Annotated in this window: 23 protein-coding genes, 4 tRNA genes, 1 pseudogene and 1 riboswitch; of the genes and pseudogenes, 7 read left to right on the top strand and 21 right to left on the bottom strand. The window is 41.0% G+C overall.

Features of this window, described 5'->3' with window-relative positions; translation table 11 throughout:
• Positions 1 to 3: 3 nt before the first annotated feature.
• The 4 genes from FTU77_RS10790 to rpoD all read right to left on the bottom strand — a co-directional run bounded on the left by FTU77_RS10790 (position 4) and on the right by rpoD (position 3,735).
• Positions 4 to 537: a hypothetical protein gene (locus FTU77_RS10790; protein ID WP_180055766.1), complete on the bottom strand. Its 534-nt coding sequence runs from the start codon at positions 535 to 537 to the stop codon at positions 4 to 6.
• Between the two features lie 76 nt (positions 538 to 613).
• Positions 614 to 1,273: a lipoyl(octanoyl) transferase LipB gene (gene lipB / locus FTU77_RS10785; protein WP_180170291.1), complete on the bottom strand. Its 660-nt coding sequence runs from the start codon at positions 1,271 to 1,273 to the stop codon at positions 614 to 616.
• A gap of 157 nt (positions 1,274 to 1,430) precedes the next feature.
• Entirely contained in the window at positions 1,431 to 1,718 is a 288-nt protein-coding gene (locus FTU77_RS10780) for a YbeD family protein (RefSeq protein ID WP_078191448.1), read from the bottom strand.
• Between the two features lie 127 nt (positions 1,719 to 1,845).
• Positions 1,846 to 3,735 carry an RNA polymerase sigma factor RpoD gene (rpoD, locus tag FTU77_RS10775; RefSeq protein ID WP_078192191.1) on the bottom strand — a complete coding sequence of 630 codons (1,890 nt, stop codon included), beginning with the start codon at positions 3,733 to 3,735 and terminating at the stop codon, positions 1,846 to 1,848.
• A gap of 399 nt (positions 3,736 to 4,134) precedes the next feature.
• Between rpoD and FTU77_RS10770 the strand changes: the two genes are divergently transcribed.
• The gene (locus FTU77_RS10770; RefSeq protein ID WP_078191373.1) at positions 4,135 to 4,344 is read left to right on the top strand and encodes a PA3496 family putative envelope integrity protein; all 210 of its coding nucleotides are present in this window, start codon (positions 4,135 to 4,137) and stop codon (positions 4,342 to 4,344) included.
• A 67-nt stretch (positions 4,345 to 4,411) separates the two neighbouring features.
• Positions 4,412 to 4,936 carry a YecA family protein gene (locus tag FTU77_RS10765; RefSeq protein WP_078191372.1) on the top strand — a complete coding sequence of 175 codons (525 nt, stop codon included), beginning with the start codon at positions 4,412 to 4,414 and terminating at the stop codon, positions 4,934 to 4,936.
• An 80-nt stretch (positions 4,937 to 5,016) separates the two neighbouring features.
• On the opposite strand, the gene FTU77_RS10760 is transcribed toward FTU77_RS10765, so the two are convergent.
• From FTU77_RS10760 to FTU77_RS10740, 5 genes are all read right to left on the bottom strand, one after another.
• Complete coding sequence (locus FTU77_RS10760) at positions 5,017 to 5,433, bottom strand: ABZJ_00895 family protein (RefSeq protein WP_180055764.1); 417 nt, start codon at positions 5,431 to 5,433, stop codon at positions 5,017 to 5,019.
• A 123-nt stretch (positions 5,434 to 5,556) separates the two neighbouring features.
• Positions 5,557 to 5,967 carry an ABZJ_00895 family protein gene (locus FTU77_RS10755; RefSeq protein ID WP_078192189.1) on the bottom strand — a complete coding sequence of 137 codons (411 nt, stop codon included), beginning with the start codon at positions 5,965 to 5,967 and terminating at the stop codon, positions 5,557 to 5,559.
• A 20-nt stretch (positions 5,968 to 5,987) separates the two neighbouring features.
• Positions 5,988 to 6,599: a DedA family protein gene (locus FTU77_RS10750; protein ID WP_168378111.1), complete on the bottom strand. Its 612-nt coding sequence runs from the start codon at positions 6,597 to 6,599 to the stop codon at positions 5,988 to 5,990.
• 389 nt (positions 6,600 to 6,988) lie between these two features.
• Positions 6,989 to 7,285, bottom strand: a complete 297-nt coding sequence (locus FTU77_RS10745) for a hypothetical protein (RefSeq protein ID WP_078192186.1) — start codon at positions 7,283 to 7,285, stop codon at positions 6,989 to 6,991.
• 194 nt (positions 7,286 to 7,479) lie between these two features.
• Positions 7,480 to 8,412 (bottom strand): rhodanese-related sulfurtransferase, encoded by a 933-nt coding sequence (locus tag FTU77_RS10740; RefSeq protein WP_111885306.1) that lies wholly within the window; start codon positions 8,410 to 8,412, stop codon positions 7,480 to 7,482.
• Positions 8,413 to 8,600: 188 nt separating this feature from the next.
• Here FTU77_RS10740 and FTU77_RS10735 point away from each other — a divergent pair, with 188 nt between their 5' ends.
• Together FTU77_RS10735 and FTU77_RS10730 are read left to right on the top strand one after the other, a co-directional pair.
• Positions 8,601 to 9,089, top strand: a complete 489-nt coding sequence (locus tag FTU77_RS10735) for a DUF1289 domain-containing protein (RefSeq protein ID WP_168378110.1) — start codon at positions 8,601 to 8,603, stop codon at positions 9,087 to 9,089.
• Positions 9,090 to 9,152: 63 nt separating this feature from the next.
• Positions 9,153 to 9,763 (top strand): annotated as a pseudogene (locus FTU77_RS10730) (LysE family translocator).
• Between the two features lie 88 nt (positions 9,764 to 9,851).
• On the opposite strand, the gene ribB reads toward FTU77_RS10730, so the two are convergent.
• A complete protein-coding gene (gene ribB, locus FTU77_RS10725) occupies positions 9,852 to 10,511 on the bottom strand; it encodes a 3,4-dihydroxy-2-butanone-4-phosphate synthase (protein ID WP_168378108.1) in 660 nt (219 codons plus the stop codon).
• A 103-nt stretch (positions 10,512 to 10,614) separates the two neighbouring features.
• Positions 10,615 to 10,768: riboswitch (FMN riboswitch) on the bottom strand.
• Positions 10,769 to 10,939: 171 nt separating this feature from the next.
• On the opposite strand from ribB, the gene FTU77_RS10720 reads away from it, so the two are divergent.
• A complete protein-coding gene (locus FTU77_RS10720; protein ID WP_180055763.1) occupies positions 10,940 to 12,781 on the top strand; it encodes a DUF2157 domain-containing protein in 1,842 nt (613 codons plus the stop codon).
• On the top strand, positions 12,778 to 13,392 hold the full coding sequence (locus FTU77_RS10715; RefSeq protein ID WP_257220650.1) for a GDYXXLXY domain-containing protein: 615 nt from the start codon (positions 12,778 to 12,780) through the stop codon (positions 13,390 to 13,392). The genes FTU77_RS10720 and FTU77_RS10715 overlap by 4 nt, the downstream gene beginning before the upstream one ends.
• A gap of 73 nt (positions 13,393 to 13,465) precedes the next feature.
• On the opposite strand, the gene panD is transcribed toward FTU77_RS10715, so the two are convergent.
• From panD to FTU77_RS10660, 11 genes are all read right to left on the bottom strand, one after another.
• Positions 13,466 to 13,846: an aspartate 1-decarboxylase gene (gene panD / locus FTU77_RS10710; protein ID WP_078192181.1), complete on the bottom strand. Its 381-nt coding sequence runs from the start codon at positions 13,844 to 13,846 to the stop codon at positions 13,466 to 13,468.
• Between the two features lie 150 nt (positions 13,847 to 13,996).
• Complete coding sequence (gene pth / locus FTU77_RS10705) at positions 13,997 to 14,572, bottom strand: aminoacyl-tRNA hydrolase (protein ID WP_168378106.1); 576 nt, start codon at positions 14,570 to 14,572, stop codon at positions 13,997 to 13,999.
• Positions 14,573 to 14,592: 20 nt separating this feature from the next.
• Complete coding sequence (gene rplY / locus FTU77_RS10700) at positions 14,593 to 14,889, bottom strand: 50S ribosomal protein L25 (protein WP_168378105.1); 297 nt, start codon at positions 14,887 to 14,889, stop codon at positions 14,593 to 14,595.
• Between the two features lie 98 nt (positions 14,890 to 14,987).
• Positions 14,988 to 15,941 (bottom strand): ribose-phosphate pyrophosphokinase, encoded by a 954-nt coding sequence (locus FTU77_RS10695; protein ID WP_078191360.1) that lies wholly within the window; start codon positions 15,939 to 15,941, stop codon positions 14,988 to 14,990.
• 37 nt (positions 15,942 to 15,978) lie between these two features.
• A tRNA-Gln gene (locus FTU77_RS10690) sits at positions 15,979 to 16,053 on the bottom strand.
• 91 nt (positions 16,054 to 16,144) lie between these two features.
• A tRNA-Gln gene (locus tag FTU77_RS10685) sits at positions 16,145 to 16,219 on the bottom strand.
• 28 nt (positions 16,220 to 16,247) lie between these two features.
• A tRNA-Gln gene (locus FTU77_RS10680) sits at positions 16,248 to 16,322 on the bottom strand.
• A 38-nt stretch (positions 16,323 to 16,360) separates the two neighbouring features.
• A tRNA-Gln gene (locus tag FTU77_RS10675) sits at positions 16,361 to 16,435 on the bottom strand.
• 3 nt (positions 16,436 to 16,438) lie between these two features.
• Positions 16,439 to 17,278, bottom strand: coding sequence for a 4-(cytidine 5'-diphospho)-2-C-methyl-D-erythritol kinase (ispE, locus tag FTU77_RS10670; RefSeq protein ID WP_180055780.1), 840 nt, complete (start codon positions 17,276 to 17,278; stop codon positions 16,439 to 16,441).
• Positions 17,279 to 17,306: 28 nt separating this feature from the next.
• Positions 17,307 to 17,885 carry a lipoprotein insertase outer membrane protein LolB gene (gene lolB, locus FTU77_RS10665; protein WP_180005450.1) on the bottom strand — a complete coding sequence of 193 codons (579 nt, stop codon included), beginning with the start codon at positions 17,883 to 17,885 and terminating at the stop codon, positions 17,307 to 17,309.
• A 9-nt stretch (positions 17,886 to 17,894) separates the two neighbouring features.
• A complete protein-coding gene (locus FTU77_RS10660; RefSeq protein ID WP_180005451.1) occupies positions 17,895 to 19,607 on the bottom strand; it encodes a hypothetical protein in 1,713 nt (570 codons plus the stop codon).
• Between the two features lie 78 nt (positions 19,608 to 19,685).
• Here FTU77_RS10660 and hemA point away from each other — a divergent pair, with 78 nt between their 5' ends.
• Entirely contained in the window at positions 19,686 to 20,969 is a 1,284-nt protein-coding gene (gene hemA / locus FTU77_RS10655; protein WP_078191358.1) for a glutamyl-tRNA reductase, read from the top strand.
• The last annotated feature ends 12 nt before the right edge of the window (positions 20,970 to 20,981 follow it).

Raw genomic sequence — 20,981 nt, 5'->3', positions numbered from 1 at the left:
GTGTTATGTGCTCCGTTTTAAATAAGACTGGGCTACTTTTAAATAAATATTTGCAGCACCGCTCAGTTTTTCTTTTAGGCTTAAATGTGTTGGATATTCTTTGACAGCCAATTCAGCCACCAATTTAGGTAAAATTAATGCTTCCATTTTGTTGAGACAACGCACCAGTCGGATCGCATAAGACAAATCACCATCGGCGATCATGCGGTCATTGGCAAAGGCTTGTGCGGTACTTTCTTGAAATGAGAAGACCAAAAAGGCATGACTCAAATGCTTAAACGTAATGGTTAAGTCCGGCTTTTGAGTGCCGGGTGTGAGGAGTTTGAGTTGGTGGTCTTCCGTGACTTGCGCGACAAATGCAGCACCATTAGGAAAAACGTTCATAGATAAAATAAAATTAACTGGAAATTTAGCAACTTCTTGTTTAATTTCTTCATCGACCTGGCTCGCCATGACCAGACCTCTGCCAATCACATCCATCATGAGTTTGACATAGGCCTGCTGGAGCGCGGGTTTAACGGATTTAGTTGCAATCACGTGTACATCCCTTATCTATAATTATTAAATTTAGAGCTTTTACTCTAAATTATTTTATTTGAGAAAGCAAAGTCTTTTATAGTTGTTTGACTGTTACGTCTTTAAAGTAACCACTGTTTTTCAAAGTATCAATGATATCGACGCATAAGTTTTCAAATTTAGGGTAGTCCTGTACTAAATCTTGTATGCGTACCATTTCCAATCCTGCATAGCCACATGGATTGATGGTATGAAAACCAAATAAATCGCAATCAATATTCAGTGCTAAACCATGATATGAACGACCTTTACGAATTTTAAAGCCCAATGAACCAATTTTTCGTTCATTGACATAAACACCCGGCGCATCAGGCTTGGCATAAGCTTGAATACCATATTTGTTCAGCAAATCGATCATGATGGTTTCGGCATACGAGACCAATGTACGAACATTCCAGCCCAAACGGTTTAGGTCAAACATGAAATAAGCCACCAATTGACCCGGCCCATGCCAAGTGACTTGTCCACCGCGGTCTGTTTGTACCACAGGGATGTTACTTTGCACCAAAATATGTTCAGGTTTACCAGCTTGCCCCTGAGTTAATACGTCGGGATGCTGTAATATCCACAGTTCATCAGGCGTGTTTTCATCGCGCTGTTCAGTGAGTGTTTTCATCTCTAAAAAGCGGTCTGCATAAGGGGTCAGGTGGTTATATTGACGAATGATTAATTCGGGTTTTTGAACAGTTTCAGTCACGTATTTCGTGTCCTTTTCTATCAAAGTCATGTATGGATTATAATGAATTAGACGTACAAAAGGGGGGTTAAATACTGAATTACTTGAGGGTATTACTATTATACTTAGACATAAAAAACACGCTCGAAAGCGTGCTTTTTTATTTAAATCAACAGAATTACAGCGCGGTACGAATGTGTTTACAAGCTGCTAAATCCGCATAGACCGCATGTACTTGTTCTAACTCTTCGAAACGTAATTGAGCAGTAATTGAATGATATTTACCTGTACGAGATGGAGTCACAGTCATTTTACTGCCATCAAAATCAGGAAAATGTTTAACAAAAATTTCATTCACTGCAAGGCGAAGTTCTTCACCTGCATTACCAATCAATTTAATAGGGTAGTCCATAGGGAAGACCCAAAGATGCTCTTGCAATTCACGTGAAGGAGCGCGATTAGTCATATCAGTCATGGGACACCTCATTATTTAAAAATACCTGCAATGAGCAGGTATTTGGAATTATTTGCTACATGCTCATAATATGGGGCGGAAAACCCCATATTCAAGCCTGCATTGTCCTAGTTATAGGTTAATCATTCTCAAGGAATGAACGCAGATGTTCTGAGCGTGAAGGATGACGTAATTTACGCAATGCTTTCGCTTCAATCTGACGAATACGTTCACGTGTTACGTCAAACTGTTTACCCACTTCTTCCAAGGTATGGTCGGTTGGCATATCGATACCGAAACGCATTTTCAAGACTTTCGCTTCACGTTCAGTCAAGTTTTCAAGAACTTCACGTGTTGCTTCTTTTAAGCCTTCTGACGTTGCAGCGTCAATAGGAGAGGTGATATTACCGTCTTCAATGAAGTCACCAAGATGCGAATCTTCATCATCACCAATTGGTGTTTCCATTGAAATTGGTTCTTTCGCGATTTTAAGCACTTTACGAACTTTCACTTCGTCCATTTCTAGACGTTCACCTAATTCTTCTGGTGTAGGTTCACGACCCATTTCTTGAAGAAGTTGGCGAGATACACGGTTGATCTTGTTAATGGTTTCGATCATGTGTACTGGAATACGAATCGTACGTGCTTGGTCGGCAATCGAACGCGTAATCGCCTGACGAATCCACCAAGTTGCATAAGTAGAGAATTTATAACCACGACGATACTCGAATTTATCCACCGCTTTCATCAAGCCAATGTTACCTTCTTGGATCAAGTCGAGGAATTGCAAACCACGGTTGGTGTATTTTTTCGCAATCGAAATTACCAAACGTAAGTTAGCTTCAACCATTTCCTTTTTCGCACGGCGAGCTTTCGCTTCACCAATCGACATACGTTTAGAAATGTCTTTGATGCCTTTAACATCTAAACCAAGTTCTTTCTCGATGTCAGCGATTTTTTGTTGGAATGCCAGAACGTCAGGGCGGACTTTTTCAAGATAGCCTTTCATTTCTGCAGGTGCTTTAGCAATTTGTTCATCTAACCAAGCAAAGTTAGATTCTTGACCTGGGAAAGACGTACGGAATTGAGTACGGTCCATACGACCACGACGTACTGCATAGCGCATAACTTCACGTTCAGAAGTACGGATTTGGTCATGGGTATTACGAATCAAATCAGAGATGATGTCGAATAAACGTGGCGTGAATTTGAACATCATGAACACAGTTGCAAGTGCTTCAAGTGCAGCAGCAGCTTCTTTACTGTTACGCCCATGTTTTTCAATTGCAGCTTTAGTGACTAACCATGCTTGTTCAAGCTCAGTGAAACGTGCTTTAGCAATTTCAGGATCTGGACCAGATTCGCCTTCAGAATCATCATCACCTTCAGACTCTTCTTCTTCATCGTCATCATCAAGTTTGACATCTTTAGTTGGCTTGTTGGTTGACGCTTCATCTTCATCGATCTCAGAATCATCTTCATCGATCACTTCTGGGATGGCTTCGTCAGATTCTGGATCTAAATAACCAGAAAGAATATCCGCTAAACGGCGTTCACCCGCTTCATAATCTTTATATTCTTGCAGTACCACTTCGACTGCATTTGGCCAATAAGCAATAGAATGTAAAACGTCACGAATACCTTCTTCGATGCGTTTTGCAATGCTAATTTCGCCTTCACGTGTCAAAAGCTCAACTGTACCCATTTCGCGCATATACATACGCACAGGGTCAGTGGTACGACCGGGTTCATTTTCAACAGATGCAAGTACAGCAGCGGCTTCTTCTTCAGCAACTTCGTCAGTCGCTTCGCTGCCACCTTCAAACATTGTATCGTCAGTTTCTGGTGCACGATCATGTACCGGAATACCCACGTCATTCAACATCTGAATGATGTCTTCAATCTGTTCACTTTCAGTGATTGAGTCCGGGAGATGATCGTTAACCTCGGCGAAAGTTAGGTAACCTTGCTCTTTGCCTCGGCTAATCAGAGCCGCTACTTGAGAAGTAGGGGAAGTCATATCGCTCATCTTTGCTTACTCTTCGTTGAATCTGTGGCAGTAAAAAACCGTGCATTTTAGCACGATCGTCTCATTAAATCTTGTGAATAGCTGGCTTATCCCATTAGGACGTTACAGCATCAAGCTGTCCAATGAGATATTAAAAATTTAAATTCAGTAATTTAGGTGGGGCTGAAATTGTTGTTTTCAAGTTCATCCCATGCATCGATTATTTTACGAGTCATCTTTGACTGTCATAAAAATGAAGGACGCAGGGTGGATTATATCATGCCACAGGTTTTGGTAAGAAAAAAAGCCCTATTTTTAAAGTTTAGTTGTTAAAAAAACAAATAAAACTTGACAATATTTTATATCCCATATAAATAGCGGCTAGACCCCTTCAATTTTTTTCATTATGAGGTAGTTTTGGTGTCTTCTACAGATTTTGAACTAGATGATAACTACGGTGATGATGATGTGAATTTCGATGAGGCCAGTGCAAAAACTAGCGCGAAAGAATCGTTAGAAAAGCGCCGACTTATTGATGACCTTCTGGCTCAGCGCCGTCTTGAACGTGAGCTTAAAGATTTTGATTACGACATCGACGATGACGATGATTTTGATGACGAAGAAGACTAAATAGCGATTTAGCATAGCGCTTGAAAATGCTATGCTTACGCATTAAGTTTCTAACTCTGGATTTGAAATGAGTGCTTTAGATTTAGACCTTTTGAGTGACTATCTAGACGGCGATGACAACGAGCATGGTCTAGATTTTGCAGCGACTCATGGTTTTTTGTGTGCAATTGCAGTAGGCCCAGCTTTTGATAAATGGCTAGACGAACTTTTTGATAACAATCAGAAAAAAGTACCTGCTGAAATTATTGCGCAAGTAAAAGCATGGCTCGAATCGATTCGTCAGAATCTTGCCAATGAAGATGGTATTGAATTTCCATTTGAAATTGAAGAAGCCGATGTTGAATCAAGTCTTGGTGACTGGAGTGTTGGCTTCGTTGATGCCATGTTCCTAAACGAAGATGCATGGTTCACCGACGAGTTTGAAGAACAATTGGTTGATTTAACTTTGCCAATCATGGTGTTCAGCGGCATTGATGAAGAAGATCCACAAATGGAATCTTTCCGTCGCAATGGTCAGTTGATGGATGAACTTGCAGAAGAAATCCCAACCAATTTGAACGAATTATATTTGATGTATCACACACCAAATTAATTTCGACGAAATTTAAAAAAAGCACCTTGGGGTGCTTTTTTTAGCGCTGTACTTTTTTAATTCAAAATCAATCTTAATGCTTAACTGCGTTGGGCTTTTAAGAAGCTTTTCGCCATCCATCCAAAAGATAAAGCCAACACGAGATAATGGATAAGTAGCGTAAAGCTGATAGCAAGCAGCCAGACCCAAGCGGGTAATTGCGTTAGCACCATTTGAATAAAGGCTTGGGTTTCTGGGAAGATTAAGAGACAAATGACGGTCGCGACGACACTAATCAGTACCGAAGCTAAAATACAGCTCCAAATCAAAGTTCGCTTTTCTAACTTATTTGGCACTCGCTGATGGTCTTTAACAAAGCTAGATGCTGCAGCAAGACCGCCCACGATGAGACAGGTAATAGATGAACCACCGGGTAAATCAAAGAAAGATTCGATGGCTGCGACAGCAACCATGGCGAGGGCATAAGCAATGCTAAATGTGATGATGTATTTTTTCATTATTTAATGTTCATGTTTTCGTTTTATAAAGAGCGAGTATAGCTTGCCCGAAGTTTCTTCACTGAATTTTAAGTTTCAGTGAAGGGTATTGATTCAAATTCTAACGGAATAAGTTAAAAAAATTTATAATTTTTTAGCGCAGTAGTCTGCATACCAACCGTAGGCAATATGAAATATCGTGCCATGAATGGCGACCATGCAGAGCATAACTACAGCAGTTAGCCCAATGCCTGCATTATCCACAGACTTCATAATGCTTTCGGCATTGGGATTCATCAGCACCAAGAACAGCACAAAAAAGCTACCAATGATGATTGCAACGGCACTGGAGCCCCAAACCAGTTGGATCTTTTCATGGTTGCTAGGCACACGTTGTTCTTTCTTTACAAAATGCCCAACGCTGATTAATGCACATGCCACCAATGTAGGAATTAATGTAATACCACCAAGATTTAATCCAAAAATTAATACGGTAATCAAAAGCACCAAGGCGATGCTATAAACAGCAGCAAAGTGTAGGAGATAGTGTTTCATTTAAGCCCCAAAACAAAAAATTAACGAGGTCGACGTTTATGTCGACGGTACAAAATCCAACTAATAATGATGACTGTGATCAGAATAATCACATGGCCAACTTTACTAAATATTTGCTGCATTAACTGCTGATTTTCACCTAAATAAAAACCCATACAAGCTAAAAAAGTGGTCCAAATAATCGTGCCTAAACCACTATAAAACATGAACTTCCAAAATGGCATGCGGCTCATTCCCGCAGGAATACTAATGAGAGAACGCACAGCTGGAATCATCCGGCCAAAAAATACAATGCGGTGACCGTATTGCTCAAACCATGCTAGAGATTTTTTTACATCTGCCGATTTGATAAATAAATACTTTCCATAGCGATCGACGAAGTGAAAGATGGATTCATGCTTAAATTTATAACCAATCCAATATAGCAATGCAGCCGCCAGTAAAGAGCCGACACAACCTGAAATAATGACACCAATGAGCAGTAGTTGACCTTGGGAGGCAGAATAGCCAGCCGAGGGCATAATGATTTCTGAGGGGATTGGGGGGAAGACATTGTCAAGGAACATGAGTAGGGCAATACCGAGATAACCCAATTGTTCCATGATTGAAATGATCCATTCAGTTAAAGTCATGGTAGCCAAGGCAGAGAAAAGGTGTATTTATCCTATGTTGAAAAGCGCAGTGGGTAAAGTTCAGTTTTAGATATTCCTGAAATCACCTAAGCAAAAACAATAAATATTGAGTTCATCTTGTATTAAGTAGCATGTAGGCTTAATTAGAAGGAACATGTAGGCTTAATTAGAAGGAAAATGTATTAATGCGTGATGGCATTAAGCAATGCTGAATGATATAAGATTGAAGAATTGAAAGGCTTGGATCATAGTTTTTATAGTATTGAGTGTACGCTGTTCAGTTTGGATTTTATTTTTGATTTTTGGCGCTTTAGCAGCCTTAAAAATCGTTTTATGTACTGAACAGCGTAGGACAAAGTTGCAATAAGTAGCGTTGCAAGGTGCATAAATTAATCATCATGTTCCATATTTAACAGTGTGTGAATATAGACTTGGCGTAAGCTCAGAGATAAAGCAAATGGAATCACACAAAGTCCAAGAATGTTGAGCATAGTGGGTTGTAAGTGCAATGTATAAGCAATAAATAAGGCAAAAATTGCACCAATGCATGTAGCAATACTGACTATCAAAATATGCGACTGTTGGTTAAGGAGGTGTTTTAATTCTCCTACACTTTCTTTTACACGGGGAGCGGGTAAAGCAAGGCGCCTTGAGGTTGCAATTGGAGAGTTGATTAATTTTGGCATAATGCTTTCCTTTTCAATTATCTATAATGATTTTCTCGGATCAATTGATCAGAATAAGCATAAATGCGCGAACTGATTCTCGTAAATAACCAGATATAGTTATTTTGTCAAAAAAATTAAGTCACTGTTGAGAATGCGTAAAAAAAGCCCTAAAAATAGGGCTTTTATTTATATATCGTTACAACAAATTTTCCTTAGAGACGCTTACGTTTTGCTGCCACAATTTGTGATTGACGCATACGGAAGCCAGCTTTTTGTTGTTCCGTGGTTTTGTCGATACAGTATTTGCATGATACGCCATGTTCGTAGCTCGGAAGTTCAACTTCAGCAGGAGCCAGTGGCCAACCGCATGCGTGACATTTGATATTTTCGCCTTCTTCCATACCGTGAGTGACAGCAGTACGACCGTCAAATACGAAACATTCACCTTCCCACATGCTTTCTTCAACAGGGGTTTCTTCTAAATATTTTAAGATACCGCCTTTAAGGTGATAAACCTCATTAAAGCCTTCTTGAAGTAAAAGTGAGGTTGATTTTTCACAGCGAATACCGCCTGTACAGAACATGGCAATTTTCTTATCTTTATGCTGCTCAAGCTCTTTTTTCACGTATTCAGGGAATTCACGGAAAGTCTCAGTTTTCGGGTCAATCGCACCCTTAAATGTACCTGCTTTGTACTCATAGTCGTTACGTGTATCAATTAGGATTACGTCATCACGTGTAATTAGTTCATTCCATTCTTTAGGATCAAGATAGTGACCGACTAAATCACGTGGTTTCACTTCCACACCTAAAGTCACGATTTCTTTTTTCAGTTTGATCTTCATTTTACGGAATGGTTTATCCGTACTATGTGATTCTTTGTATTCCATCGCATTAAAGCCTTCATTGAGAAGGAATTGATGGATGATATCTACAGATTTACGGTCACCGGCAACAGTACCGTTAATACCTTCACCTGCCACAATTAGAGTACCGCAAAGGTTGATGGTTTTTACCAAGTCTAAAAGACGTTGTTGAAGATCGGCAGGATCTTGAACTTCTTTGAATTGATAAAGTGCGGCAACAACCCAACCAGAGGTCGCTTGCTGTTCTACAGGTGCAAGCTGTTCTACAGTAGCGTTCATGGAGTACTCCAAATGAATAAACAGGATAAAAATTAAGGCGCACATTCTACCGTGATTTGGATGAATAAGCGAGTAAAGCGATGGCTTTTAACCACACATTTGATCATAGCTTCATTTCAGTAGTTTTAGCGTGTATAGTCATGCCGAGTTGTTTTTATCCCATAAATATTGCTTGAATGGAGCCGGTTTTGAGTACTGATCGTCGAATTGCCTCGTTAACCCCATGTGCAGGGCGTTGTTCTACGGTATTTGGTGATTCAGTCTGTCGTGGTTGCCGCCGCTTTAACCATGAAGTCATAAAATGGAATACCTATACAGCAGAGCAACACACGGCCATTTGGTGTCGTTTAGATGCACAATTAGATCAAATTTTAATACCGATGTTGCCGCAAGCAGATATCATCCATGTCGAAGGCTTTGTCTTGTCTAAGCGAGTTCGCTTACGTCCAGATGCAAGCAAAGGCCGTAAACTGTATCACGCACTCAAGCTCTGCGAAAAAAACCGTCATTTCACAGATGAAAGTGGACTCGGGATACATTACAAACAGGTGCGACCGTTGTGGGATGAATTTGAGCGTCGTGTTTTAGCACTCGCCACAGCCAGCTATGATTTGGCATTTTTAAGAGCAGATGCCATTCGCTTGCATTTATTGCAAAACATGGATGAAGAGGACTAAGTCCTCTTTTTTTATTTATGAAATTTATCGTGATGTAAAAAAAATAAGTGAAGGAATCTCAGCGTGAATTATTCGGAGTACTTTTTATATTGTGTGGCCGTCATCGTAATGATTGCAACACCTGGACCTGTCATGCTGTTGGTCGCAAGTTCAGGTTTACAAGGCGGATATAAAAAGGCATTTCAAACCATTGTCGGGACAAATTTTGCGTCACTGATTTTGATTGTGCTGTCAGTGTGTATTTTAAAAGGCATTTTAAATGTGAATGCTCATTGGCTCGATGGCATCAAAATACTGGGTTGTTTATATATTGCTTATATTGGATTTGATATTTTAAAAGAAGTAGCTATACAGCCCACTGCACAATCTCTGCAGTTAAAAGCAGCACAAGGGGGGGTAAGCAAGGACTAATTGTGGGGATTTCAAATCCTAAGGATATTATTTTCTTCGCGTCATTTTTTCCGCAGTTTGTAGGAATTACTCCTCATCTTAATCTGAGTTTAATTGTGTTGACCCTGAGTTGGATCGTTTTAGATTTCGCGACCTTGTCTTTGGTGTATTTGTCTTTTCATCGCTTGTCGAAATCACGTTGGTATAAAAAATTGTTGGCACTGTGCGGGGTGATTTTAGTGGTGGTTGCCATCTATGGCATCTATAGCACATTCACGGCTTAATTCTTAACTTGAAACGTCTAGTAAAAAATAAAAAGGCTGATTCAATCAGCCTTTTTTTATGAACGTGTAGAGCTTTAATTTATTCGCACTAGAGATTGTGCTGTAAGCGATATTGCACAATTTCTTCAATGGTGAGTACAGTCAAATGATGCGTTTGTGCATACGCTAAAACTTGTACGCCATTCGCCATCGTACCGTCTGGGTTGGTTAATTCACACAAAACACCTGCAGGTTTTAAACCGGCTAGACGGGCCAAATCAATGGTGCCTTCAGTATGTCCACGACGGGTCAATACGCCGCCTTCACGCGCCCGTAAAGGAAAAACATGACCCGGACGGTTTAAGTCACCCGCAACAGCACCATCTTTAATTGCGGCTTTGACTGTAGTTGTTCGGTCTTTTGCTGAAACTCCAGTAGTAACACCTTCCGCAGCTTCAATGGTTACGGTAAAGGCAGTTTTAAAATGGCTAGAGTTATCAGACACCATGGGTGGAAGTTCTAAATGATTGGCTTGAGCATCGGTTAAACACAGGCAGACAATCCCTGAACCGTCACGAATCATACGTGCCATGGTTTCTACAGTCAGTGTTTCTGCAGCAACAATCAGGTCGGCTTCATTTTCACGGTCAAAATCGTCCATGACTAAAACTGGTTTACCTTGACGAATGTCTTCTAAGGCTTGCAGCATGCGCTGTTCTGCAGGTGGAAGGGCAGAAAAGAAAATTTCGGGTTGAATTAAACTAGACATTGAAACGCTCGCGTAAATTTTAGATACGGTTGAACATTTCAGGACATGTGAAATAGTGGCGTTACGATATATATTGAAAATGATCAATGATATAGAGATGTGACGTCGTCTTCTTTCATCCGGACTATACCGTCGGCTCAGGTATTGCACCTGATCTGCGAATCGCGTTTAAACGATTGGCTCGTGGGCTTTTTTCAGGGCTTTCAACCCAGCAAATTTACCACCGGTGGGGAATTTCACCCCGCCCTGAAGCGATGTGTCTTTAGTATAGACCTGTTTGAGTGATGATGGGGGGATTATTGCTTAGAATCATTTGCAAAATTTTAGATAAGTAAAGTTATAAGATTGGATTTGTAAGCATTTATATAAAGTGTGTCAAAGCATGCTATCGTGCCGATAAATCAACCATGATTGCATAATGATAAAAAATGACCGTTCCTCAGCATTCTCAGCAGCAGAATATAAAGCTGCATCGTTCACAGTTAGATCAAGAGTTTTCAACAGATCTGTTTCAAGATGTACAGGTTATTCGGTATCTGCAAGTGATTGGTGTTGCACTGATAGCTGCCAGTTTCGTGTATTTGATCGCGGCAAACTGGTTGATGTTGCCAAAATTCATTCAATTGGCAATTCCAATGTTGCTGTTGCTACTGAGTGCTGTGACGAGTGTATATTTTGCAAGGCATGCTTGGATTCAGCAAAGTTTAGATGCTTTAAGTGCTTTGTTGCTCGGATTGAGTTTGGCTGTGATTGGACAGGTCTATCAAACAGGTGCAGACAGTTATCTGTTATTTTTAGTCTGGGCTTTGCTGCTTTTACCTTGGTTATATCGACCGAATATCGGAGTCTTTGTGTTACTGTGTTTGATCAGTCAATTGGCATTATTTTTATATTTTAAACAAAGCTATTTAATCGTTGATCATTCTTGGGGGTATTTACTCTGTATGAATGTATTGACGGCAATTTGTGTGACCTATTGTTTGAAATATTATGCTGCACTGCGCTTAGTATTTATTGCATTTATTACACTAATGTCGATGTATTGCATGTTTTTATACTGTGGAAATGGGGCAGAGCAGTATCAATGGCAATATTTAATTTTTGCATTGTTGCTTCCAATTTATCTGATTATCTATTTTTATCGACAACATCGTGCATTAGAAACCAGTTTACAAGCTGCAGGTCTCGCCGCGAGTTTCAGTATTTTGATTTTCCAATGGGCAGAACATATTTTATCTGACTCGAGTGCAGGATTGTTGGTTTTTGCCTTGCTGATATTTGCTTGGTTTGCGGTGATCAGTTGGGCACTGATGAAATTTCTGCCACAGACTAAATTTGCGGTTATTCCTTTAGCGATTGGGGCATGGTTCGCAGGCATTATTTTATCGAGCTTATTGCTGACCTATTGGAAGGCGTTTTCAATCGTCATGGGCTTAGTTTTTGTGGCTGTGGCTTGGTGGTTGATTCGACGAGCTAAAAGTATCTTTAGTCGCCAATTTGCTTACTGCTTATGGGTATGTGGCCAATCTGCGGTCTTCATACATACAGAGAGCTTGACCGATAGCATTGGGTTTATTTTAGTATTACAAATTGGCGTTATCTTGCTCTGTTTGTTTAGTCGAATGCATTGGTTTATTGTTTTTATTCAACTCATTGCAGGATATGGCCTTGCAGTGGCCACACTATTTGAAGCCGATCTTTTTATGAGCGATGAACATGTCATCTTAGCTGTGATTGGATTGAATTATATTCTACTGATTTTCTTGCTCGGGAGTGCAACAGCTTGGTTGCACTCGATGTATCGAAAAAGTGTTGTGTTGTGGATGTTATGCATCGTATTGGCGGGTGTGGTGTTGCAGACCTTGTCAAATAACGTTCTACATTTTGAACAGACCCAACATGGTGTTCTTGACCTGTTTATCGTTTATCTACTGCCTGTGGTTTGGCTTGGCCTTTACATCGCAAATCAGCAAAAACAGACGGGGCGCGAAAAATGGCTGTTACTGCTATTGGGCCTTGTGCTGATTGCGATGGGCTATTTTGAAATTTTCTTGTTATTGGTTTTATTGGCATGGGCGCAGGTCTATCAGCAATCTTTGGTTAAAGCCCTTTGCATCGTGTTGATCATTTTTAGCTTATGGATGCTGTATTACAATTTAGGGTTGAGCTTTTTACTGAAAAGTTTAACGATTTTGATCTCTGGTCTTTTGCTGCTTGGCATCACCAAAATGTTAACTGCGATACAGCATAAACAAGGGGAAGGAGCATGATGAACATACTCAATAAAAAAATGCTTCCTATTGGTTTGGCTGTACTCAGTATTCTTTTATTTGTACTGATGATTGCACGGCATGAATGGCATCTGGCAAACAGTCAGAGTATTTATGTAAAGCTGCAACCGGTCGATCCTCGCTCTTTGATTCAAGGAGATTATATGGCCTTGAATTATCAGCTCTATTTTGGTGGTCAGCCTTCTGAAGAGCAATCTGCTAATGGGCAGGCTGCCAAAGCGAACAAAGAAGAAAATGTACACCGTGACTATTTTGTAGATCAAAAAAGTATTGTGAGTTATGTGCAGCTTGATGCACAGCGTAGAGTGATTCGAACCAGTTTCAATCCAAAGTTATTAGTGCAGTATCCAAGCTCATCTACAAAACTGGTGCTCAAAAATCCTGACAATAGATTTGAGGGTTTATATCCCGCTGCAAGCAGCTTTTTGTTTGCCGAAGGCTTGGAACCGTGCTATCGCGATGCGCAATTTGCAGAGCTGAAAGTACAGGAAAATGGTCAGCCCTTATTGGTGGGTCTAGTGGGTGAAAACCTGCAGTCACTTCTGTGTGAGCAGAAGAAAGTTTGGTGGAAGGGGCCACGAAGTGAATAAAAGCGGATTATGTGATTGATCGCATAAAAAAGCCCGCAAATTTGCGGGCATTTAGAATCTTTGAATGCTTGAATTAAGCAACTTGAACTGGAATACAGTTCGCTGTGTGGTTCACTGTGTTATTTGGGTTCGCATAGACTAAACGTGGCTTATGTGCATTTGCTTCAGCTTCTGTGAAATCGCCAAAAGTTGCAATAATCATCAAATCACCAATATCTGCTTGGTGAGCAGCACCGCCATTTACAGAGATAATGCCAGAACCTTCTTCACCACGAATGGCATAAGTGGTAAAACGCTTACCATTAGTCACGTTCCACATATGAATTTCTTCATATTCACGGATACCGGCTAAATCTAGAAGAATACCGTCAATTGCACAAGAACCTTCATAATGTAATTCTGCTTGTGTAACGACGCAACGGTGGATTTTAGCTTTTAATAAACGAGATAGCATGGCTAGCGTCTCCTTGGTAGACCTAAGATCGTATCTTATGGTGGAACAATCTCTTGAATGCTGGGTGAGCAGTCAAATGCAAGCGCATTTTGCTCTGAAATCATTCAGATGGCAATAAGTATTGTTCAACAATTTGTGGAATTGTCAGTTCTATTTGTAAGCATTGATCTGGTTCATGGCTTGCTGAATCTCACCACTTACCAACAATTTAGTACGTGATAAGGCATGTGCAATTGCATCATCCATTAAACCTTGTTCACTACTTGGTGCTTTACCTAAAACATGGCCTGAGACACGTTCTTTAGAACCAGGATGACCAATACCAATACGTAAACGATGGAAATTTGGACCAATATGCGGGACGATATCGCGTAAACCATTATGACCACCATGACCACCGCCCGTTTTCAGGCGAATGACACCCGGGTTCATATCGAGTTCATCGTGTGCGATAAGCATTGCTTCAGGAGCAATTTGATAGAATTTGGCGAAGGGAACAACACTTTGACCTGAGAGGTTCATAAAGGTTGTGGGTAACAGCAGACGAACGTCTTGACCTTCGATATTACCACGACCACTGATGCCTTTATATTTAGGATCAGCTTTAAGTTGGATGCCATATTGTTCTGCAAGGCGTTCTACAAACCAGAAGCCTGCATTATGGCGGGTTTGGGCATACTCAGAACCTGGGTTACCCAAACCAACAATCAGTGAAAGTTTGCTCACTCATTTACACCATTTAACACTTATGCGCGTTTGAAGTCAGCGTGCATAGGAGTGTTTTTAGCTGGGTGACGTTGTAAAGCTTGGATTTTAACGCTTTCAGCTTTACCGTCGATGTTGATTTCAACAACTTCTTCAAAGAACGCGTTGCTTTCTAAAGCTTTAACAAGTTCGCGAAGTTCTAAAGTAACTGCTACAGGTTCAGCTGCACCACCGTAGATGATTGCTGGTACTTTATTTTGAAGACGAAGGCGGCGGCTCGAACCTTTCCCTTGTACTGCTTCTTCACGTGCTACTGCATTTAATACGAAGTTTGCCATGATAGACATTCCTATTTAAGTTTAATTGACTAGACCTTCGACCAGTCTAGTGATAGAAAGCCCCACCAAAAGGCAGGGCTTTTAAATTTAGCGCTATATTATAGATAAGAATCGAACATTGCGCTAATAGATTCTTCGTTGTTAATACGACGAATTGTTTCAGCAACCATACTTGCAACTGAAACTTGGCGAATCTTACCAAGAGCTTGAGCTTCTTCTGAAAGCGGAATGGTGTCTGTTACAACCAATTCGTCAATCACAGAGTTTTTCAAGTTTTCTAAAGCTTTACCAGAAAGTACTGGGTGAGTTGCGTAAGCAACAACTTTGCGAGCACCAAAAGTTTTTAGTGCGTCAGCAGCTTTACACAATGTACCTGCTGTATCCACCATATCATCAACGATGACACAGTCACGGCCTTTAACGTCACCGATCAAGTGCATTACTTGAGATTCATTCGCTTTTTGACGGCGTTTGTCGATGATCGCAAGATCGATATCACCCATTTGCTTAGCAACAGCACGCGCACGTACTACACCACCAACGTCAGGAGAAACAACCATTAAGTTGTCGTGTGACTGTTGACGAAGATCTGCTAAAAGCGCAGGAGTACCGTAGATGTTGTCTACAGGAATATCGAAGAAACCTTGGATTTGGTCAGCATGAAGGTCGATCATGACAACGCGGTCAATACCAACAGTTGTAAGCATATCTGCAACAACTTTTGCTGTAATTGGCACACGGCTTGAACGTGGACGACGATCTTGACGAGCATAACCAAAGTAAGGAATGACAGCAGTGATACGACCAGCACTTGCACGACGCAAAGCATCAGCCATAACTAAGATTTCCATAAGGTTATCGTTAGTTGGGGCACAAGTTGGTTGTACGATGAATACGTCTTTACCACGAACATTTTCAGTAATTTCGACAGCGATTTCACCGTCAGAAAATTGACCTACAGATGCAGCACCTAGAGGGATGTGAAGGTGGCTAACGACTTTTTGGGCGAATTGTGGATGTGCAGATCCACTAAAAACGACAAGATTGGGCATGAAGCACCCTTGGCGGTTGGCAAATTAGGGAATTAGATGGCAGGGGCGGCTGGATTCGAACCAACGGATGCCGAGATCAAAACCCGGTGCCTTACCACTTGGCGACGCCCCTAATGCGGCAGAACTTTAATATTTTTGCGGTATTTTGTCAAGTTGAAACAACAAAGATACTGCAAATTATGCTCTGTCTTTTTTGAAGTAAATGGCAGGGGCGGCTGGATTCGAACCAACGGATGCCGAGATCAAAACCCGGTGCCTTACCACTTGGCGACGCCCCTAAATTGATGAAATAGCGAATAAAGTAAATGGCAGGGGCGGCTGGATTCGAACCAACGGATGCCGAGATCAAAACCCGGTGCCTTACCACTTGGCGACGCCCCTAATACTTTACTGCAATTACATCTACAGGTGAAAAATGATGGCAGGGGCGGCTGGATTCGAACCAACGGATGCCGAGATCAAAACCCGGTGCCTTACCACTTGGCGACGCCCCTATATCAAACTTCAAAATGACGTAATGGTGATTCTTGTAAACTGCGAACCAAGTAAGATTTACATGGTGCATTTTTCAATATGTCATCAATATTCATATTTTCAGTTACTTCAGTAAATACACAAGCACCTGTACCTGTAAGCTTTGCGGCACCGAACTGATCTAAGTACTGCATTGCTTCATCGACTTCGGGATATAAGCTTCGTGCCACAGGCTCAAAGTTATTTCCAAAATCAGATGGCGTTTCCTGATAGCCGCAAAATTTAGTGGGCTTTGAGTCTCTTGTCAACGTTTTTTGTGAAAAAAGCAGTTGAGTGCTGATAAAACAGTCAGGTTTCAGCACAATGTACTGTTTTTGAGCTAAATCTATGAATGTTAAGTGTTCACCGATGCCTTCAGCCCATGCATTTAGACCATGTACAAACACGGGAACATCTGCCCCAAGTTGTAAGCCGAGTTCTGCTAGTTGTTCAGTATTTAGACCACATTTCCACAGTTGATTGAGCACAATAAGGGTTGTTGCTGCATTGGATGAACCACCACCGAGCCCTGCACCCATCGGAATATTTTTTTCGATGTGGATTTTTTGTGCAGTCAGTGCTTTAGCAAACGGTTTGAGTATTTGAGCAGCACGATAAATTAAATTTTGCTCTAGATTGACGCTGTTTAAGCCCTCAATTTGAATAAAATCTTCATCAGCTGAATTTGCGCGTGGATGAAATTCCATCCAATCAGATAAATCGATGAGCTGAAAAATCGTTTGTAATTCGTGATATCCATTCGGACGTCGGCCAGTAATGTGCAAAAACAAATTGAGTTTTGCAGGAGAAGGTACACGAATCATGGAAGTCATAGTTCAGCTTTTAGGCAAATTAACGATTTTGAATCACCATTGTAATACGGTTTTCCTGACCGGATTCAAGTGCTTGTTTTAAAATTAACTTGTTCGGTACCGTCGCAGTCTCGTTATAGCTTAGGTCAACCGTCCAACCATCTTCAATAATCTGTTGTGGGCGCTGTGCAGTATCGCGTTGAATTTTTGCTTGTGTGGTTGCAGGGCGCGCCTGTACCCAGTCGACGAGGTGGGTAATGGGAGCTTGCCAACCAGTAGCACGTTCCAGTAATTCTTCAGGTGTTTCTGCTTCAATTAAACCGGTTTTTGCACTGTTTAACTGAACTTGACCGGGTTTACCGCTGATTTGAGTTTTTCCAACACCCAAGATGCCACTCAGTTCGATGTCATATTCATTGCGGTCTTGAACCCAAGTAAAAAAAGCACTTCCTGACTGTTGTGGCGTGCGCACACCAATCTTACCTTGTAAGTTGAATTGATTTGCAGCGACTTCTTCAGGGCTGGGTTGATCGGGTGTTTTAACATATTGCTGACAACCGGTAAAAAATAAAGCGCAGCAGGTCAGGGCAGATACCCCAAATTTTGAAGATACTTGCATAAAGTCTTTCTAACTCTTTTTCATGGGTTGGGGTAACAATAACGAATGTAGTTGCTCTAATTGCGGATCATTCGGATGTTTTTGTTGGAGTTGTTGTAACAACGCGTCAAATTTATTCATATCACCTTGCATGAAGACTGATCGTGCATAGCGAATGCCAATTTTTAAACTATTACTCAGTTCATACGCTTTGGCCAAAACCGATGCAGAGGTACTAAAATCATTTTGCAAATAACAAATATAACCGAACGTATCTAAAATTGAGGCTTGCTCAGGAGCATATTCTAAGGCATGTTCGACGTATTTTCGGGCTTCATCTAAGCGTCTATTTTGTACCGCCAAGGTATAGGCATATGCATTTAAATAGGTCGGGCTATTGGGTTCAATTTCAAGTAATTGTTTTAGTAATTGGTCGAGTCTATCTTTATCTTGATGGGCGTCGAGCAGAAGAACTTCGGCATAAATGAGCTCAGGATCTTCGGGCAAGTTTTTTACCGCTTCATCAAGCAAACGGACTGCTGCTTTTTTATTGTTCATGCGTTTTAAAATATCTGCCTGAGCAAGATATAAGAAACTGGCATGTTGAGGATAATTAACCCGCTCTTGGGTTAAAAAGCGCAGTGCATCATGCAGCTTATTTTGCTGGCTAAAAATGCTGATCATATTGCGCCGTGAAACTGTATAAAGACTGCCATCAACAAGGCGATAATAGGCTTTTGCCGTTTCATAATGCTGTTTGCGTTCAGCATTTACTGCGAGATAGTAATACGCTTCATTTTGGTATTTGCTCGAATAACGTAACTCCACCAAATACTTTTCGGCTTTTTCATAAAGCTCTAAGTCAATACTGGTCAAACCTGCCATAAATAGCGGTTCTTCAGCAGATGGCCATTTCTTTAGTATATCTTCGAGTTTTTCTAGACCTAATTCTGACTGATTGATTTTAATTAAATATTTTGCTTCTGCTAAGCGAACTTCCATATTGTTGCGGTGTTTACGGCTGGATTTTTCGAACCATTTTAAGGTTTCTTCTTCATCGCCTAACGACATAAGTAAATTGGCTTTCATTAGGATATAGCCAGTCACTTTCGGGCGTTTTTTCAGTGCTAAATTAATGGTGTCTAAGGCATCAGCAAAGGCACCATTTTGAGCTTGTAAACCTGCGACTAAGACCAAAATAGAAGGGTTGGTTTTTTCCTTGCTAGCGGTCAGTGCTTGAATCAGATAAGCGCGATCTTCCTCTGATTCAGGGGAAATACCCGCCAAAATTTGTTCTAAATCTGCATTTGGGTCAATGGTTAAAATTTTATCAAGTGTTTCGGCGGCAAGCTCATATTCATGGGCTTTCAAAGCAATATGTGATAAATAAAATAATGCTGGTACATCTTCAGGTTCTTGCACAACCCAATGTGTAGCAATATCTAAGGCTGCTTGTAAATCATTTTGCTCAATTGCAACGTTTAAAGCACGTTGTTTGACCATGGTGGATTTACTTTTGATTGCAAGCACGGTGTAGTTATGAAGCGCGGTTGGAATGTCGTTATAGGCTAAGGCAAATTCCGCAATCATACTTTGTTTAATTGCATCATATCCTGAATTTGCATGGTAAACTTCTCCCACGGCCCGAATTGGGGCAGTAGAAGCCATGCTACCGACAAGTAAGAATGTGGTAGAATACTGCTTTATTGTCTGGCCGTTCAGTCGGCTATTTGTTAGACGCAATTTTTCTTGATCCAAGTAATGCTTTTTATGACACCGATGTTGCACAATAGCATAAATTTAGCGAAATGATGATCTGATATGTCTTTCTTTGCATTGGGTGTCAACCATCAAACCGCTTCTGTAGAGCTGCGTGAACAGATTGCATTTAACCCTGAAAAGTTAACTGCACTGCTTGAACAGCAAAGCCATACGCCTGAACTCAATGACATGGTGGTGGTGTCTACATGTAATCGTACCGAAGTCTATGCGATGTCTGAAAATGCAGACATGGTATTGAATTGGCTCGCCCAATCAAATGGTATCGATGTAAAGCAATTGTCAAATCATGTGTATCGTTATGAAAATGCACAGGCGGTGACACACCTCATGCGTGTGGCTAGCGGCTTGGATTCGCTCATGCTTGGTGAGCCTCAAATCTTAGGTCAAGTTAAAACGGCTTTGTCATTAGCCAAAGATGCCGAAACTGTCTCCCCAAATTTAAACCGTATTTTTGAATATGCCTTTTATGCGGCAAAACGAGTGCGTTCTGAAACAGCAGTCGGAAGTCATGCGGTATCGATGGGCTATGCTGTTGCTCAGCTCGCTTTACAGGTCTTTAGTCAACCTGAAAAATTGACGGTCATGATTGTTGCTGCTGGTGAAATGAATAGCTTGGTTGCGAAGCATTTGGCCGAAATGGGTGTGGGTAGAATTATTATCTGTAACCGTACACGTGCCCGTGCTGAAGCTTTATCCCAAGAGATTGCTCATCGTGTAGAAGTTGAAATAATTGATTTTGCAGATTTGGCAGACAATTTACATCGCGCAGATGTAATTTCAAGTTGTACTGGAAGCTTGCATCAAGTGATTTATTTTGCGGATGTCAAAGCAGCATTGAAAAAACGCCGTTATAAACAAATGTTGTTGGTCGATTTGGCGGTACCCCGTGATATTGAAGCCAAAGTTGAAAGTTTAGATGGTGTTTATTTATATGGTGTAGATGATCTGCAAACAGTCATAGAAGAAAACTTGGCTCAGCGTCGTCAGGCGGCAGTTGAAGCCGAAGTGATGGTCAATCAGCTTGCGACAGATTTAATCACACAGCAAAAAGTGAATTTGGCTGGCTCGACAATTCATGCATACCGTGAACATGGGGAGTCATTACGTCAAGAAGAGCTGGCTTTGGCCTTGAATCGTCTACAAAAGGGTGAAGATGCTGCGAAGATTATGCAAGAAATGTCACATCGTTTAACCCAAAAGTTGCTGCATCCAACTTCTATCGTGCTGCGAAATGCAGCAATGGCGGAAGACCCAGCATATTTTGAAATGATAGAGCAAGATTTAGTTAATGTGGCTGAAAATCGCCGTAAACCAAAGAAATAAATAAGCTGATTC

It is taken from the genome of Acinetobacter sp. YH12142 (assembly GCF_013418435.1).
Lineage (GTDB): Bacteria > Pseudomonadota > Gammaproteobacteria > Pseudomonadales > Moraxellaceae > Acinetobacter > Acinetobacter amyesii.
This window is presented reverse-complemented; position numbering and strand designations above follow the sequence as displayed.